At 70.3% G+C, this 15205-nt stretch carries 19 protein-coding genes and 3 tRNA genes; 17 read left to right on the forward strand and 5 right to left on the reverse strand.

The window, feature by feature from the left end; genetic code table 11:
- Positions 1 to 8: 8 nt before the first annotated feature.
- Together DVS28_RS23555 and DVS28_RS23560 are read right to left on the reverse strand one after the other, a co-directional pair.
- Positions 9 to 638, reverse strand: a complete 630-nt coding sequence (locus tag DVS28_RS23555; protein WP_114593635.1) for a hypothetical protein — start codon at positions 636 to 638, stop codon at positions 9 to 11.
- Between the two features lie 2 nt (positions 639 to 640).
- Entirely contained in the window at positions 641 to 898 is a 258-nt protein-coding gene (locus DVS28_RS23560; protein WP_114593636.1) for a MoaD/ThiS family protein, read from the reverse strand.
- A 78-nt stretch (positions 899 to 976) separates the two neighbouring features.
- On the opposite strand from DVS28_RS23560, the gene DVS28_RS23565 reads away from it, so the two are divergent.
- Together DVS28_RS23565 and DVS28_RS23570 are read left to right on the forward strand one after the other, a co-directional pair.
- The gene (locus DVS28_RS23565; protein WP_114593637.1) at positions 977 to 1657 is read left to right on the forward strand and encodes a winged helix-turn-helix transcriptional regulator; all 681 of its coding nucleotides are present in this window, start codon (positions 977 to 979) and stop codon (positions 1655 to 1657) included.
- Positions 1658 to 1724: 67 nt separating this feature from the next.
- Entirely contained in the window at positions 1725 to 2351 is a 627-nt protein-coding gene (locus DVS28_RS23570) for a hypothetical protein (RefSeq protein ID WP_114593638.1), read from the forward strand.
- Between the two features lie 13 nt (positions 2352 to 2364).
- Here the strand turns inward: DVS28_RS23570 and mshD are convergent, their stop codons facing one another.
- Positions 2365 to 3339, reverse strand: coding sequence for a mycothiol synthase (gene mshD / locus DVS28_RS23575; protein ID WP_164710945.1), 975 nt, complete (start codon positions 3337 to 3339; stop codon positions 2365 to 2367).
- A gap of 129 nt (positions 3340 to 3468) precedes the next feature.
- Between mshD and DVS28_RS23580 the strand changes: the two genes are divergently transcribed.
- The 4 genes from DVS28_RS23580 to DVS28_RS23595 all read left to right on the forward strand — a co-directional run bounded on the left by DVS28_RS23580 (position 3469) and on the right by DVS28_RS23595 (position 4464).
- Positions 3469 to 3540: transfer RNA gene (locus DVS28_RS23580), tRNA-Lys, on the forward strand.
- Positions 3541 to 3592: 52 nt separating this feature from the next.
- Positions 3593 to 3667 (forward strand) — tRNA-Asp (locus DVS28_RS23585).
- 21 nt (positions 3668 to 3688) lie between these two features.
- Positions 3689 to 3765 (forward strand) — tRNA-Phe (locus DVS28_RS23590).
- 96 nt (positions 3766 to 3861) lie between these two features.
- Positions 3862 to 4464: a hypothetical protein gene (locus DVS28_RS23595; RefSeq protein WP_164710946.1), complete on the forward strand. Its 603-nt coding sequence runs from the start codon at positions 3862 to 3864 to the stop codon at positions 4462 to 4464.
- Between the two features lie 4 nt (positions 4465 to 4468).
- Here DVS28_RS23595 and DVS28_RS23600 read toward each other — a convergent pair whose 3' ends face one another.
- Positions 4469 to 5632 carry a tyrosine-type recombinase/integrase gene (locus tag DVS28_RS23600; protein ID WP_114593641.1) on the reverse strand — a complete coding sequence of 388 codons (1164 nt, stop codon included), beginning with the start codon at positions 5630 to 5632 and terminating at the stop codon, positions 4469 to 4471.
- Positions 5632 to 6261, reverse strand: coding sequence for a helix-turn-helix domain-containing protein (locus DVS28_RS23605; RefSeq protein WP_164710948.1), 630 nt, complete (start codon positions 6259 to 6261; stop codon positions 5632 to 5634). Before DVS28_RS23605 ends, DVS28_RS23600 begins: the two co-directional genes overlap by 1 nt.
- A gap of 97 nt (positions 6262 to 6358) precedes the next feature.
- Between DVS28_RS23605 and DVS28_RS30300 the strand changes: the two genes are divergently transcribed.
- The 11 genes from DVS28_RS30300 (at position 6359) to DVS28_RS23665 (ending at position 15190) form a co-directional block, all read left to right on the forward strand.
- Positions 6359 to 6604: a helix-turn-helix domain-containing protein gene (locus tag DVS28_RS30300; RefSeq protein ID WP_114593643.1), complete on the forward strand. Its 246-nt coding sequence runs from the start codon at positions 6359 to 6361 to the stop codon at positions 6602 to 6604.
- Between the two features lie 273 nt (positions 6605 to 6877).
- Positions 6878 to 7204 (forward strand): hypothetical protein, encoded by a 327-nt coding sequence (locus DVS28_RS23620; RefSeq protein WP_114593645.1) that lies wholly within the window; start codon positions 6878 to 6880, stop codon positions 7202 to 7204.
- 447 nt (positions 7205 to 7651) lie between these two features.
- Complete coding sequence (locus DVS28_RS23625) at positions 7652 to 8479, forward strand: bifunctional DNA primase/polymerase (protein ID WP_114593646.1); 828 nt, start codon at positions 7652 to 7654, stop codon at positions 8477 to 8479.
- On the forward strand, positions 8476 to 9591 hold the full coding sequence (locus DVS28_RS23630; protein WP_114593647.1) for an AAA family ATPase: 1116 nt from the start codon (positions 8476 to 8478) through the stop codon (positions 9589 to 9591). Before DVS28_RS23625 ends, DVS28_RS23630 begins: the two co-directional genes overlap by 4 nt.
- A gap of 301 nt (positions 9592 to 9892) precedes the next feature.
- Entirely contained in the window at positions 9893 to 10327 is a 435-nt protein-coding gene (locus DVS28_RS23635) for a hypothetical protein (RefSeq protein ID WP_114593648.1), read from the forward strand.
- Complete coding sequence (locus DVS28_RS23640) at positions 10324 to 10830, forward strand: helix-turn-helix domain-containing protein (RefSeq protein WP_114593649.1); 507 nt, start codon at positions 10324 to 10326, stop codon at positions 10828 to 10830. Before DVS28_RS23635 ends, DVS28_RS23640 begins: the two co-directional genes overlap by 4 nt.
- Positions 10830 to 11231 (forward strand): MerR family transcriptional regulator, encoded by a 402-nt coding sequence (locus DVS28_RS23645; protein ID WP_114593650.1) that lies wholly within the window; start codon positions 10830 to 10832, stop codon positions 11229 to 11231. The genes DVS28_RS23640 and DVS28_RS23645 overlap by 1 nt, the downstream gene beginning before the upstream one ends.
- A complete protein-coding gene (locus DVS28_RS23650) occupies positions 11228 to 11782 on the forward strand; it encodes a hypothetical protein (protein ID WP_114593651.1) in 555 nt (184 codons plus the stop codon). The genes DVS28_RS23645 and DVS28_RS23650 overlap by 4 nt, the downstream gene beginning before the upstream one ends.
- A 32-nt stretch (positions 11783 to 11814) precedes the next feature.
- Positions 11815 to 13047, forward strand: a complete 1233-nt coding sequence (locus DVS28_RS23655) for a hypothetical protein (protein WP_114593652.1) — start codon at positions 11815 to 11817, stop codon at positions 13045 to 13047.
- A 174-nt stretch (positions 13048 to 13221) separates the two neighbouring features.
- Entirely contained in the window at positions 13222 to 13482 is a 261-nt protein-coding gene (locus tag DVS28_RS23660) for a hypothetical protein (protein ID WP_114593653.1), read from the forward strand.
- Complete coding sequence (locus tag DVS28_RS23665; protein ID WP_114593654.1) at positions 13469 to 15190, forward strand: phage tail tape measure protein; 1722 nt, start codon at positions 13469 to 13471, stop codon at positions 15188 to 15190. Before DVS28_RS23660 ends, DVS28_RS23665 begins: the two co-directional genes overlap by 14 nt.
- Positions 15191 to 15205: the final 15 nt, after the last annotated feature.

Here is a 15205-nt window from a genome sequence, read left to right on the forward strand (position 1 = left end):
TTACGTGCTCATCGCGCGTTGAGCAACGTTGGCAACTCCAACCGGGCGGTGACCACCAGGGCCGCGTCGCCGGCCTCGACTGTCGTCAGCGTCGTTCCCCCCGGGAGGGGCGGCAGCGACATCGACAGCGGGGTAGGCAGCAGGCGGATGCGATCACCCACCAGCGTGGGCCGAAGCCGCATGCCGACGCGGGGCATCCCCGCGAACCCGGTGCGCGGCCAGCGGACCGTCACCGCGCCGTCGCCGATCTCCAGCGACCCGGGGACGCCGGCCCGCCGCAGCACCTCCGCCGCAGGGATGTGGGCGACGAGCAACCCGCTGCCCGCGACGACGTCGAGGCGAGTGCCGATCACGAGTCCGACGAGCGACAGCCGTACCTGCTCCATCTCCACGCCGGGCAGCACCGCCCGCTGACAGCTGGCGAGGACGAACGGGACACGACGGCGCAGCAGGCTCGGGAGGAGCGGCACGATCGGCACGGTCACGGCCAGGTCGTCGCTGGGGTCGATGACGTCGGCGATCAGGGCGGCGGTTCGGGCACGCACGGCGGCCCGGGCGGCCAGCTCCACGGCCACGAGGCCCATCACGGCCAGCGCCAGCCCCGTGGCGACCGATGCCGCCCCCGCGTCGGAAGGCACGGCTACCCTCCGGCGAATGGTGGCAGCAACGCAACCTCGGCACCGGCAGGCACGGGACGTTCGGACTCGGGGTCGGTGGGCATGCCGTCGACCATGACCGCAGCGACCCGAAGGCGGTCGGCGAATCGCTGGCCGAACCGTTCCGACAGCTCCTGCAGCAGCGTCGGCAACGTCGTCGGGGCAGCCACCGACACCTCTCCGGTGCCTGCCGCGTCGCGCAGCGCAGCGAAGAGCTTGACCGTGACCACGGGGGTGTCCATGGCGCCGAATCCTAGTCGCTGCTCGATTTTGCTAGCGTTGCCCGCTGTCGGAACGAGGACTAGAGGAGATGGACGACCATGCAGCTGCTGGTGCTGATCGGTGGGACGGGGCGTCCGACCGAGCTCCTGCCTGCCCTCGAGTTCCTTGACCACACGCTCGTCGCGGCCACGCTGGAGCCCGATTCGCTGACCGCGGCCCCGGACTGCGAGGTCATCGTGGTCGACGCCACCTCCAACCTGGCGGGTGCCTCCCAGACCTGTCGCGCCGCGGCCACGAGCGAGGTACAGCGTCCGATCCTGGTCGTGGTCGGGGAGGGTGGGTTGGCCGCGCTCAAGCCCACCTGGGGCTTCGACGACATCATCCTGCCCAAGGCCGGGCCGGCAGAGCTCGAGACCCGCATCCGGCTGCTGGCCGAACGCGAGTCGGCGACCGGCGGCAACGTGTCCCGGGTCGGTGACCTCAGCATCGACGAGAACACCTACGTCGTGCGGCTTCGCGGCGAACCCGTCGACCTGACCTTCCGCGAGTTCGAGCTGCTCAGCTACCTGGCTGCCAACCCCGGCCGGGTGTTCACCCGCTCGCAGCTGCTGGCAGAGGTCTGGGGCTACGACTACTTCGGCGGCACCCGGACCGTCGATGTCCACGTCCGTCGGCTTCGCGCCAAGCTCGGCCACGACTACGACATGATGATCGGCACCGTCCGCGGCGTCGGCTACAAGCTGGATCCTCAAGCTGCGCAGGGTGCTGCCGATACCTGATCGGGACGATGGGTCGACGCCGGCCCGTCGGCATGCTCGAATACCCCCTGCCGGAAGCCCGACCAGAATGACCGCCACCGCCGTGGACCTCGAACAGCAGCTCGAAGCCGAGGATGGCGTGATCGACGTCGATCGCGTGATGCCTCACCTCGATTTCCCCTGGGCGTCCCTCCCCCCGGGACCGCGGCGCTGGGCGCCGACCGACCTGTCGGTGGAGGTGGATGAGCAGACGCTGTCCGCCGTCCGCCTGACCTATCGCACGGTGGGGGACCGGGCGGTCGTCGTCGCCGGCACCCGACCCGACGTGGACATCGACTGGATGGCCGAACGGATGGCCACCCCGCTGCTGTTCGCGCAGCTGCGGAAGTCCAACGCCGGCGTCGCGCCCGCGTCCCTGATGGCGGCGCTCGACGCGGAGATGGTGTGGGACGAGCCGACCGAGGACGGCTGGACGTTCGGTCAGTGCGGCGTCGGTTCCCGGCCGGTTCGCCTTGCCCGACGCTCCGCTCCCGAGGGACACGTCATCGTTGCCGCGTCCGGCGTTGCCATCGAGGAGCTGACCACGATGGTGGCAGCGCTGGTCGACCTGACCGACGACCCCGAGGCCGCCGACGAGCTGCACGTGCGGCACCGCCGGGCGCTGGCACAGCGCTGGTGGGACGCACCTCGCACGCCCTGGACGCCCGACAACTAGCCGTCGAGCGGCGTCAGGCGGGTCGGAGGAGGGCGCGGGAGGTCGCCTTGGCCGGCGGGATGTCGTCGCTGAAGCAGACCTCGCGGTAGAGTGTCTCGAAGCCTTCGCTTGCGTACAGGGCCACCGGGCCGGCGCTCGCACAGTCGACGTAGAGGACGAGGTGGTCCGACCGCGTCGCGAGGTGGCGCATGCCGTGGCGCAGCAGGATCCGGCCGAGGCCCATGCCCTGCGCCCGGGGGTGGACGGCGAGGACGTAGACCTCACCCTGCGGCCCGTGGGCCGGCTCCCCACCGTTGCCCTGGTGCTCGTGCCACTTGGTCCAGTGGAAGCCGAGCGGTTCGTCGCCCCTGAAAGCCATGAACAGGCCGTCGGGGTCGAACCAGTCCAGACGCCGTCGCTCGGCCAGGTCCTCGGCGGTCCAGGCACCGTTCTCCGGGTGGCCGACGAAGGCGGCGTTGTTGACCTCCAGGAACGCCTCGTCGTCCTCGCCCGGACGGTAGGGCCGGATCGTTACGCCCTCGGGCAGCGGCAGCTCCTCGGGCACGCCCCTGGCGTCACGGACCATGTAGGCAAGCTCGCGCTGGATGTCGAAGCCCATCTCGAAGGCGAGGGTCTCCCGGGGTTCCTCGACCCGGTGGACCCACAGGAACATCCGGCCGCCGCCGGCACGGGCCACCAGCCGTCGGGTCGACTCGAGCAACGCGGCCTGCACCCCCTCGTCGCGATGCTCGGGGTGGACGACCATCTCCACGGCCAGGCGGGGGTCGTCCGGGCCGGGATTCCAGCGGAGGTGGACGTAGCCGATCAGGTCGCCGGAGTGGGCGTAGGCAAGGATCCCGTCCCACTCCGCAGCCCCCACGGCGAGGTGAGCCATCTTGTGCTCACCGATGGGCGCATGCCCCTCCAGGAGCGTGGTGGTGTCCACGAGCGCACGGATGTCGGCGAGCGCGTGGGCGTCGAGGTGGCGGTGGATCTCGAAGTCGGTCAACGGCTCCGAGGGTAGGCCGACGAAATCGATTTGGCGCGGACCCCGGATGAGGCGCTACACTCTCCGCTCCGCCGTCCGGTTGAACTTCTCGGTGGAGCCAACGGGCCAAGACGCAGGTAACCTGCCGACGGGCCGTTAGCTCAACGGGTAGAGCTCCGGACTTTTAATCCGGCGGAGCGGGTTCGAGTCCCGCACGGCTCTCGTAGAACGCTCGAAACTTCATACGCCAGAACCGAGGACATCCTCAACACGAGGACCTGTGGAGCAGCTAGGAGTGCTCGTCACCCTGTCAAGGTGAAGGCCGCGGGTTCAAATCCCGTCAGGTCCGCTCGGTACACAAGTACATCAAGGTCAGGTAGCTCAGTTGGTACGAGCGTCCGACTGAAACTCGGAAGGTCGGCGGTTCGACCCCGCCCCTGACCACCACGATCACCGCAGGTGAGCGGCACTTTCAGTGTCAACCAGAGGGGCTCGTCCGCTCACTGTTGCTACGGATCTGCTAACGCGGGGGACAATCTAGTGGTGGACCATCTTGAGCGGCAGGGCTGGAGGCTCGCGTTGCTCCAGACCCTCTACGACCGGAGCAACGCGGACACCCGCCAGATCTTGGACGGGAAAGCCCTCGCGGCTGCTGCTGGAGTTCCGGACGAACAAACTCGCCCCGTCGCCTCCTACCTTGAAGAGGCAGGTCTCGTCCGGTGCACTTGGGCTATGGGCGGTCCGCCCGACTTTCAGATCACCGTTCGGGGGATTCAGGAGATCGAAGACGCTCTAGCAGCCCCAGACCAGCCGACGCGACACCTGCCGGCGATCAACATCATCCACGCGACGCACATCAGCGGACCGATCCAACAAGGCGGGCAGGGCAACGTCCAACGGACGACACTCCCCGCCACCGACGAGATCAGCGCAGCCGTACGGGAACTCCGGCAAGCCCTGGACAGCATCGACGACCCCGCAGCCCACGCCCGAGCAGAGGTCCACGTGCAACTCTTGGAAGCCCAGGCGCACGAGGGCGCGTTGGACCACGGGACCTTGAAGTGGGCGCTGGACGCCCTAGCCCAGATCGGTTACGGGATGGCCGGCTCCGCCGGCTTCCAGTTCCTTCAGGGACTGTTGGGCTGAACCCTCACCCGTAGACGTGGCGATGGAACAGTTCGGCGGCCAACTGGTCGTCGGCAGGGAGCACATGGCCGTACACGTCGAGAGTGAACGCCACCGTCGCGTGCCCCAATCGCTCGCTCACCACCTTGGGTGACACACCCGCCTGCAGGGCTAGCGTCGCGAACGTGTGCCGACAGTCATGAAGCCGTATGGCCGGCAGGCCGAGACCGTCGACCAGGCGCCGGAACGTCTTGGTGGCGTGGTCCGGCGCGATCGGACGGCCCTCCTCATGGGTGAACACTAGGTCGTCGTCGTTACCCCATGCGCCTGGCCATGCGAGGCGCTGCTCGGACTGCCGACGTCGCAGGTTGCGCAGCAACTCGAGGGAGGTGGGGTCGAGGTTGAACGATCGGGTCTTGCCCGACTTCGGGGTGCCCTGCAGCGTGCCCTTCTCGACGCGCACCCGGTTGTTGCGGACATGCAGCCGCTGTCCGGCCAGGTCGACGTCGCCCCACCGAAGGCCGAGGAGCTCCCCACGGCGCAGACCGGTGTTCAGGGCTAGGACGTAGAGCTCCGAGAACTGTTCGCCCTCGACTCCCGCGACGAATGTGCGCAGCTGATCGGCCGACCATGCGCGGACGTCGGTCCTGGCCACGGGCGAATGGCCCGCGGGATGGGCTGGGAGTTCGACCATCGTGGCGGGGTTCACTTGGATCGGGCGGAGGCGAACTGCGTCGCCGAACGCCTTCCGCAGGATTGAGTGCTGGTAGCGAACGGTGCGGACAGACAGGGCACCCCCGTCACGCCCGCCCTCACGGAGGAGCTCCTCGTACAGCACCTCCAAACGAGCGCCGGACAGCTCCTGGAGCCGATCGCCACCGACCCGCGGGATTACGTAGCGGTGCAGGTCCCGCCGGTAAGAAAGGAGGGTGGACGGCTTCAGCTTCGACGCCCGACCGGCCAGCCAGTCGTCCAGGTAGTCGCGGACCAGCATCCGGTCGGGCGCCACGTAGCTGCCGTGCCGCTTGGCCACCCGGGCATCATCCCGGGCCGCCTCTGCCTCGGCCCGCGTGGCGAACCCTCCAACCCACTTGGGTTTCGTCACGCCTGTCGCGGGATCCTTGACGCGGATGACGTAGGACCAGGTGGCCCCCCGCTTGACAACGCCGCCGCGCATCCTCCCGGCCATCAGCCGTCGTCCCCGACGATGGAGCCGGCATCTGCGCGGGAGGCATCCTCCAGCGCCTCGGCTAGCCCCCGCAGACGGAATGCCATCCCTACTGCGCCATCGAGGTGTTGACGGACCAATGTGGCGGTGTACGTGTCCGCGGATGCCCTGGCCGCGTCGAAGTCGTCACCGTCCAACTGTGAGCAGCCATCGACCCGGACCTGAAGCTCCGACACAAGGTCTCCCGATCGGGCACCAAACGTCCGCTGAAGATGCTGGCCCGCGGTTGCTGCGACCGCCACTCGCTCGCTGTCACCAAGGGCCCAGTCATCCTCGGAGTGCGGCGTGATGCGGACGGGGCCCGGGCCGGCGGCGCCGTCGGGCGGCGGGAGCAAGAACCAAGGGATGGGCAACCCGAAGGCCTCGGCGAAGGCATAGAGGTCGTTGACGGTGAACTGCCGGACACGGGCGCCACTCACAGACCGCTCGGCCTGCGACAGGGTGGCCTTGGTCCAGATCGTGTCGCCGCAGTTGCTGATGACCGCGGCTGCATCCTCTTGGGTGAGGCCTCGAATCTCTCGGGCGCGCCGCAGGTTGAAGGCGACGACCTGGGCGGCCGTGAGAACCGTGGCGGAGGTTGTATCGCTCATGTCATCACTCTGCCTCCCGACTGACTTTCTGTCAACATTCTCGCACGGCTCGTGCTTGATAGTTGATTGACTACCCGTCAGCGGGCAGTATGTAGGAATGTTCACTCCGTGCACTGATGTAGACCAACCACCGCTGAGGCAGGTGCGCATCGCCCGTGGGCTCACCCTGCAAGAAGTCGCGACGAGGGCCCAAGTCGACGCGGCACAGCTCAGCCGCGTCGAGACCGGCAAGTCCGGGCTCTCCGTCAACTCGTTGTTCCGTGTGGCCCAAGTCCTCGGACTGACCGAACTCGTACAACTCCTCCAGCCATACGTTCGCCAGTCCGCCCGGAGGGCCCCATGACCCCGGCGCAACTCCTGCGGACCACAGCAGCCGTCATCACGGTCCCGGAGGCCGGGAGCGTTATCGGGCTCGGGCAGACCGCCAGCTACGACGCTGCGAAGCGCGGAGATCTGCCCGTGATCCGAGTGGGCGCCCGGTACCTGGTCCCGGTCGCAAAACTCCGTGCACTCCTCGGAATGCCGGACTGGCCCGTTCACGACGACGCCCCCGCCGCTGACCCCGGCGAGGGCGAGAAGTCGTCTACCGACCAGCTGCCCGCTGAAGGGTTCCGACATGCCCGATCGTAGCGCCGAACAGCTCCAACTCGGTGAGGTCCGCCGCGACGCCGGCCGCACCCTCGCACTGGACGCGGCAGGCGTCGAGTGGCGGGAACGTGCGATGGCCACCATCGAGACCTACTTTCAACCGGGGGTCCGCGACACCATCGAGGCCGTCCGTGACGAGGTCGGCGACCCGCCAGTCGGGTCGGTCAACGCCTGGGGAGGGCTCGTCGCCGGAGCCGTCCGCTCAGGTCTGATCCGACGTGTCGGATCAGCGCAGGCACGCCGACCGTCCGCGCATGCCCGTTGGGTCGGCGTCTACGAGGCGGTGGCGCCTTGACCGCCGCAGAACAGACCCTCCTGCGACCCATCAACTACATCTGGCTACGTCGCCACCGCCGCCGCGGAGGTGGTGTCCGATGATGGGCCAACCGTCTCAGCCACTTGAGCGCGTCAACCAACGGGTGGCCGCGGCCGTCGCGACCCTGCCCTCACCGCCCAGTTCGTGTGGGCACCTCATCGACGGCGGACCAGGCTTCGTGTGTTCCCGCCACGCTGCGGAGGGAGTCCGTTGCGAGGCGTGCGCTGACCGCCACACCTTGACCCACCCGATCGTTGTGGAGCACGGGTGTGACGGCTGCGAAGCCGTCGAGCCAGAACTGTGGCCGCTGGGCACCCCGATCGGCCATGCCACCATCAACCGGGCACGTGTGGTGGTCTTCGTCGTCTGCCTCGGCCTCTGCGATCGCTGCCGACCACGCACAGCCAGCCTCGCCCGAGGTGTCGGATGATCCGACTCGCTGCTGCTGCCCTGGACCTGGCTGACCGCGGGTTCGCCGTGTTCCCCTGCCGTCCCGGGACCAACAAGCCGGCCGTCGCGGGCTGGCCAGACCGGGCCACGACGGACCAGGCCACGGTCGAGCGTTGGTGGCGCCGCTGGCCCGACGCCAACATCGGTCACTGCACGGGTCGGACCGGCGTGGTGGTCATCGACCTCGACCGCGACGGCGACAAGGACGGCGTCGCCTCCTGGCGTGACCTGCAACGCCGCCACGGCCCCGTCCCCGACACCCTCGCCGTCGTCTCACCTCGCGAACAGGGCGGCGTCCACCTCTACTTCACGGCCCCACCCTTCTACGTGAAGTCGACGGGGTCGGTCCTGGGTCCCGGGGTCGACGTTCGCGGCTCCCGGGGGCAGGCGGTCCTGCCCCCCTCCCGTCGTCCCGAGGGCCTCTACCGGTGGGCCAACCCCGGCACACCCATCGCCCGGATGCCCCGGTGGCTCGTCGCCCTGCTGCGACCACCTCCACCACCCGCCCCCGTGCAGGCGGTTCGGCGGCGGGCAGGGACCCACGCCGAACGGTACGCCGTCGCGGCCCTGGAGGGACGCGCACAGGACCTCGCGGCTACGACCGCCGGACGTCACTCGGCGCTCCTGGCGGCTGCCCGATACCTCGGCGGGTTCGTCACCGACGGGCACCTGACCGCGGACGACGTGATCCAGACCCTCGAGGCGGCGGTCCTGTCCACCGGCTACGGGAACAAGGTCCGGGCCTCCGAGATCCGCCGCACCATCACCGACGGGCTCGCCTACGCCCGCCAGGACGTCGCATGACCATCGACCTCGCCCACCTCCACGTCCCACCGGTCGAGGCCGGCATCGACCGGCAGACGACCTCGTGGGCACCCGTGTCGATGACCGACATCCTCGCCGGCCCACTCGAACGGCGACGCCCCGACCTGCTCACCCGCACCGACGGCCACGCCCTGTTCTACCGGGGCCTGTCCTCGCTGCTGTTCGGCGCCTCGGAGTCCTGCAAGTCCTGGGTGGGCCTGCTGGCGGTCGTGGAGGCGGTCAGGGCCGACGAGCACGCCGTCATCGTCGACCTCGAGTCCGACCCCGTGGAGATCGCCACCCGCCTCCGAGCTCTCGGCCTGTCCGACAACCAGATCAGCAACAAAGTCGCCTATATCCGGCCGGACGAACCGCTCCGCCGCATCCTCGACGGGCCCGGCGCCCCGGCCGGCCCCACCGACCACGACCTCGCCGACGCCCTCGACACCCGCCCTGCCGTCGTCGTCATCGATGCCCTGGGTGAGCTGTTCGCCCTCCACGGACTCGACCCGCTGTCCAACCGGGACGCACCCATGGTCACCGGGTTCCTGCGCCGGTTGGCCGACCGCACCGGCGCCGCCGTCATCTCCCTGGACCACACCCCCCACGCACCCCGAGAGGGCGGCGCCCGGGCACCCATCGGAGCCCAGCACAAGCGAGCTGCCGTCACCGGCGTCGCCTACGAGGTCAAGGCGACCAGCCCGCTCGCACCAGGACACGTCGGCAAGGTCAGCCTGCGGATCAACAAGGACCGGCCCGGCGGCGTGCGGGAACACGCCATGCGCGACACCGCAGCTCGGATCAGCCTCGACGCCGCCACCCACCCCAACCAGATCCTCGCGGCGGTCGAACCGGCCAGCGACGGCCCATCGGATGCGCTGCACGCCCGGATGGTGCAGGTCGCCGCCGCCCTCGCAGACGCCCCCGACGGCAGGTCGAAGAACCAGGTCCGTCAGCTCGTCACCGGCAAGGCCGCCCTCACCGACGACGCCCTCGACCGGCTCCACGCCCTCGGGCACGTCAAGCGTGAGCCAGGCGCCCGCGGTGCCGTCGTGAACATCCTCCTCCGCCCCTACCCGACGGGCACGGCGGACCCGGACGTGGCCCTGTGACACGACCTCGTCCCACCTCGTCCTCACCTCGTCCCGACGAGGTGGTCGAGACCGCCGAGCGACCTCGTCCCGTCCACCTCGTCCCGGACCCCGTAGGGGGCCGGACGGGGACGAGGTCGCAGAGGCCGACCAGGACACCCCGACAGCACACCCCCACCGACGACCTCGTCCCACATCTGAGGACGACCTTGGAGCCGCTCATGCCGATCGTCACCTGCCGCCACGGACTGCCTCCCGAACTGTGCCGCCGCTGCGGCCGCCCCATGCCCGTCCCGCATGACGACGAACTCGAGGAGGCCGCATGACCACCCCACCGCTCATCACCCCCATCGACGCCACCGGGCTGCTCTGGTCGCTCGCGCTGCTGCTGGCCGACCACCCGGACGCCGACCGCCACCAGCTCGCCCGCGACATCGGCGGGCTGTTCGAGGGCATCCTCGGCGAGGGCCCCGACCGCGCAGTGGTCGCCGACGTCGTCGAGACCGCCGCGATGCTGCTCGACGCCCTCGACCAACGACACACCACCGACAGCAGCAGCCACCGGCGCCTCCCGATTTTTACTGGAACACCCGAAACGTCTGGGGAGTGTCTCCACCCAGGATCTCCCCCCGCCGATCCTGCCACCAAGCCTGGCGCGGCGAGGGGTCGTCGCGGGCCGACCTGTCACTGTCCGCTGTCGACGGCCACGGCCCGTGTTCTGGGGGTCTTGGGACGGCTGTGGGGTGGTCGACGGTGAGCGGCGCCGCGGGTCAGGGGCGCGACGGTCGCGACAGGCGGACGGTCGGGTCGACGGAGGCTGCCGCCCGCCTGGGCATGTCGGTCCGTGCCCTCCAGCGGCTCGCCGGCGACGGCAGGCTGGGGGTCAAGGACGGCGGCCGCTGGATGTTCTCGACCGCCGAGCTCGAGGCGTTCGTGGACGACCAGCAGACCCCGGCGACGGCAGGGCCGGTCGAGTCGGCTGTGGCGGGCATGGTCGCCGAACTCCCGGTCGAGCTGCGCGGGACGCCGCGGGCGGCGTTGGTGGTCGTGCTGGCCCGCCGGCTCGACGGGACCGAGGCGGCCAGGGACTCCGCCGCGCTGTCCCGGGAGCTGCGTGAGGCACTGGCCCAGCTGGAGGACGACGCCGGACGTGTCGGCCCGGCGGAACCGTCGCCGGTCCAGCAGCTCCTCGCGGATGTCGCCCGGTCTCGGGCCGACCGGACGTTGCGGGCCGTCACCTCGGACGGGACGGCGAGCTGATGGGCCGCAACGCGCTGTTCGTGGCGGAGGCGGTGATGCTGACGCCTCGGGCCTGCTACTGGATCGCGCCGACCCTCGCCGAGCTGGCCCGGACCTACGACGGGACCGACGTCGGGGCCGCCCTGGACGAAGTCGTGGCTGCCGTCGACCGGGCCCGCGACGCCTACGTGGCCAATCGTGGGATTTCCGATGACGGAAGCACGGAAGCGGTGCCGTCGGAAGTCGTGCCAGCCTCGCCACATGACGAACTCGATGCAGCGGATGTGGCCGGGATGCTGAACGTGACCCAACGCCGTGTCGGGCAGATCGCCGAGGAGCTCGGCGGCCGCAAGGTCGCCGGCCGCTGGCGGTTCGACCGTGCTGCCGTCGAGTTCTGGATCGACACCAAGGAGGCATCGTGAGCAAGGCTGTTCCGAACATCAGGGTGGCGCGGGCCAAGGCCCGCGCCAGCGCCGTGAAGTCCACTCGCCAGGCCCCTGCCCGGGCGACCAACGCCCGACGGGCCGAGGAGTGGGTCGCCTGGGGGCTCCGTACCGGCCGGCTCACCGCCGGCACGGCGCCGGGATGGCGAGAACGGATCGTGCAGGGCGGCGCCGCTGCCACCGCAGCGCTGCAGGCCCTACCGGACATCCGCACGGCCATGGCCGCCGTGTCGGACCCCGACGCACGTGCCGCGATCGCCGCCGAGACCGACCCGGCCGTCGCCGAACAACTGCGGCTCCGCTACAGCGGCGCACAGGGTGCCCGGCAGGCACGCGTGGATGCGCAGATGCGCTGGCACCCCGTCGCCCGTGCCCAGGCCGCCCGCCTCGCCACCGAGACCGCTGGCGACGACGCCCCGATCGCCTACCCGTTGAACTGGCTCACCGGTGCCGAACACACCGACCTCGTCCAGTCCCTGGCCGCCGCGGACCGGCAGAACGACTTGCTCGGCCGACACGGCCGTACCTGACCCCCAGCCCCCTGTGACCCGGAGGACATGACATGCCACGCACCCCCACCATGACCGTCGACGACCCCGCCGACCTGCTGCACCCCGACACCCTGGACGCGATCCGCGAGGACCGTGCCGACGCCGCCCAGCAGGCCGCCGACGCCGCCATGGCCGCCGAGTTCTCCCCGATCGAGGCGTTCGACGACGTCCGCGTCCCAACCGACCCCGACGAACCCTGGTGGATCCGCAACGGTGGCCTGCTGCCCCGCCAGACCCGCTCGGGCATCCCGATGGAGTGGCTCCGCTCGGTACGGATCGAGCTGCGACAGCCGATCGCTGACGAACCCAAACGAGACGTCGCCATCGAGATGCTGCGAGCCGCCAACGGCATCCCCCAGGCCAACACCAGCCGGCTGTACGCCACGTCGGAGACCGTCCGCAGCCACGTCGACCGCGTCGCCGCTGACCGGGAGGCCCATGCCCGCCGCCCCGAACAGGAGGAACGTCGTGCGAAGGACCGCCAGCGACGCCGTGTAGAGCTCGCACGGGCCCGTCGCCGCCGTCTCAAGGGGCGCCGGGCACGACTCCAGCGGATCGCGACGGACCTGATCGGCTCGCCCGAGCTGGCCGGCCACGTCGAGGAGATCGCCCGGCTGGTCAGCGGATCCGGTGGGCTGCCCGACCTGACTGCCACCGAACGACGGGCGTTCGTGGCTGCCTGCGGAGCGCTGTGGACCGACCTGGACGACGAGGCCACCCACCTGCCCGACCTCCCGGGCGACCTGACCGACTGGGACGACCTGCTCCACGACGTCGACGGCGACACGGGCCTGCTGCAACGGGCGCTGGCCGACCCGGACGTGGCCGCGGCCATCAACGACGGTCAGACACCACCCGACGCGGTCGCCGAAGCCCTGGCCACCCGCGGCGCCGACGCGTTCGTCCCCGTGTCGGACTTGCCACCCGACCCCTGGGACGATGTTCGCCGCCTGTTGGAGGACGACGCCGACCTGCCCGGCTGGATGCCGACCGAGACCGCATCGAGCCTGCCCGTGGAACTGCTTGCCAAGGCGCCCGAACCGGTCCGTCGTCCCATCGCAGAGTGCAGCGAGGACCGGGAGGCCCGCCGGCTGTTGTGCACCTACGCCGGACAGACCGGGAGTGCCAACTACAAGCTGCACCTCCGAGACGGATACCTACCCGCCGGTACGGGCGTGCCCCAGCCTCCCGACGCCTTCGCCGACATCGACGACGAGCTCGATGGCGAAGGGTCAACCGGGTGATCAGACGTCGGGCGTCAACGCCACCTCGGCCGTGGTCCTTCCCATGCGGCATGGCACGGACCGGGGACGAAGGAGGCGAGGCACCTGCGGTGCCCCAGACCCTCCTGCGCCCGCCCGCCGTCCACCGGACCCACCCGGTCCGGTGGACGGCCCAGACCGATCAGGAGAAGGCCAGTGGATGACCAGTCGTGGGCCGAAGTCGTGGCCACCGTCCGCGGGCTGGTGGCTGCCGCAGGCCGCGGTGATGCCATCGGCGCACACGTCCTGCTGCCCCTGCCCGACGTCGAGTCGGCCCGCGTCATGGCCACCATCACCTGGATCGCTCACGACCTTCTCGTCCTCGAGGCCAACCGTCAGCGCGTGAGCATCGACACCCTGCTCGAGCGGGCTCTGTCCGGCCTCCCAACCCAAGGAGACCCCCATGGCACGTCGTGAAGCACTCACCTGGCAGCTCGGCGTCCAGGGCCGCCGCGAAGCCGTCCGCGACGTCGAGGCGTTCGGGGATGCCTGGCAGGACCTCGACCGTCGCGTCGACAGCCTGGGCGACACCCTCGACCGGTCCTCTGCCGAGTGGCGTGGCCTTGAGCGTGACATCGACCGGCACACCGGCGGGGCATCCCGGTCGATACGCGGGCTCGGCGACGATATCGGCCGTGCAGCCCGTGAAGCCGGGCAGGACCTCGACCGGCTGGGCCGCGACTTCGACGACCTCGACGACAAGCTCAGCTTCGGCGACATCGTTGGTGGGTCTGCCCTCGGCGGCATGGCCGCTGACGCGTTCTCGGCTGCCGCCGGGTTCGCAGCCGACGCGTTCCTCGACACCATCGGCCAGGAGCTGTCCAGCGACGTCGCTGCCGCCCGGCTGGGCATGTTCGGGCCCGGCGAGGCCGCAGCCCTGGGCGACACCGCAGGGCGGCTGTACGCCGACGCGTGGGGCGAGTCGTTCGAGGACGTCACCGCTGCCATCGTCGCGGCCGACGAAGCCCTCGGTGGCCTCGGCATCGACGCGTTGGCCGGCGAGCAGGTCCCCGAGCTGATCGCCCTCGCACAGGTCGCCGAAGCCGACATCAACGAGGTCGCCAACGCCGTCGGGGCGTTCGCCCGCGCCACCGGTGTGTCGGTCCCCGAAGCCATGGACCTCATCGCCGGCGCCGTCACCAACGGCGCCAACCGGTACGGCGACCTCTTCGACGTCCTGTCGGAGTACAGCCCCCAGCTGGACCAGCTCAACCTGTCCGCGGAGGACTGGATCGACACGCTCATCCGCGGTTCCGACGCGCAGGTCTACAACCTCGACGTCGTCGCCGACGCGCTCAAGAGCCTCCAGGAACGTCTCGCAGAGGGCTCTGATGCCAGCCGCGACGCACTCGTCATGCTCGGGCTGGACGCCGACGCGGTCGTCCGTCAGGTCAACGCCGGCGGCACACAGGCCCGTGACGCCGTCAACGACGTCGTGGACGGGCTGCTGGCCCTCAACGACGAAGCCCGCACCGCCCAGTCGCTGGCCCTGGTCGGTGACCCGCTGGTCAACCTCGGCCTGTCGGCGGAACGGCTCGAGCTGCTGCGGCAGACCACCGGGGAGCTGGAGACGTTCTCCGGCACCCTGGAGCAGGTCATCGCCGTCGCCTACGACAACGAAGCCACCCGCTGGGACGCCCAGGTACGCCAGCTCAAGGACAACATCGGTGGTCTCGTCCAGGAGGTTGCCCAGCCGGTCGTCGAGGGTTGGAACCTCGTGTTCGACGCGATCGCCAACGGGGTCGAGGAGTCCTCGCGGCTCGGCCGGGCACTCGACGCCGCAGGTATCGGCATCGACCTGTCCGACTTCCGCCAGTCCGTGAACGTGGGCGGCGTCCACGGCAAGGACCCCGAAGGCCGAGCCGCCGGCGGCCGGGTCAACCCGGGAGTGCCCTACATCGTCGGGGAACGCCGGCCCGAGCTGTTCGTCCCCGACATCGCAGGGACCATCCTCCCAGACGTCCCCACACCCCGGAACGTCGTCGCGCCGCAGGTCACGATCAACGTCGCCGCCATCGACGTGGCCAGCTTCGAGAACTGGGTCGGCCGACCCGAGATCATCCGATCCCTCACCGACCGGATCGCCGAACACACCGCCCACCAGAACGTCGTCAAGGGCCACTGAGAGGCGGGCGCACTG

Origin of the sequence: Euzebya pacifica (assembly GCF_003344865.1) — a bacterium.
GTDB classification, from domain to species: domain Bacteria; phylum Actinomycetota; class Nitriliruptoria; order Euzebyales; family Euzebyaceae; genus Euzebya; species Euzebya pacifica.

Bases quoted from the DNA above. Each gene is read 5' to 3' on its own strand.
- DVS28_RS23560 (WP_114593636.1), bottom strand. From the start codon at position 898: ATGGACACCCCCGTGGTCACGGTCAAGCTCTTCGCTGCGCTGCGCGAC.
- DVS28_RS23645 (WP_114593650.1), top strand. From the start codon at position 10,830: ATGGGCCGCAACGCGCTGTTCGTGGCGGAGGCGGTGATGCTGACGCCT.
- DVS28_RS23655 (WP_114593652.1), top strand. From the start codon at position 11,815: ATGCCACGCACCCCCACCATGACCGTCGACGACCCCGCCGACCTGCTG.
- DVS28_RS23605 (WP_164710948.1), bottom strand. From the start codon at position 6,261: ATGAGCGATACAACCTCCGCCACGGTTCTCACGGCCGCCCAGGTCGTC.
- DVS28_RS23630 (WP_114593647.1), top strand. From the start codon at position 8,476: ATGACCATCGACCTCGCCCACCTCCACGTCCCACCGGTCGAGGCCGGC.
- DVS28_RS23570 (WP_114593638.1), top strand. From the start codon at position 1,725: ATGACCGCCACCGCCGTGGACCTCGAACAGCAGCTCGAAGCCGAGGAT.
- DVS28_RS23620 (WP_114593645.1), top strand. From the start codon at position 6,878: ATGCCCGATCGTAGCGCCGAACAGCTCCAACTCGGTGAGGTCCGCCGC.
- DVS28_RS30300 (WP_114593643.1), top strand. From the start codon at position 6,359: ATGTTCACTCCGTGCACTGATGTAGACCAACCACCGCTGAGGCAGGTG.
- DVS28_RS23665 (WP_114593654.1), top strand. From the start codon at position 13,469: ATGGCACGTCGTGAAGCACTCACCTGGCAGCTCGGCGTCCAGGGCCGC.
- DVS28_RS23600 (WP_114593641.1), bottom strand. From the start codon at position 5,632: ATGGCCGGGAGGATGCGCGGCGGCGTTGTCAAGCGGGGGGCCACCTGG.
- DVS28_RS23625 (WP_114593646.1), top strand. From the start codon at position 7,652: ATGATCCGACTCGCTGCTGCTGCCCTGGACCTGGCTGACCGCGGGTTC.
- DVS28_RS23635 (WP_114593648.1), top strand. From the start codon at position 9,893: ATGACCACCCCACCGCTCATCACCCCCATCGACGCCACCGGGCTGCTC.
- DVS28_RS23565 (WP_114593637.1), top strand. From the start codon at position 977: ATGCAGCTGCTGGTGCTGATCGGTGGGACGGGGCGTCCGACCGAGCTC.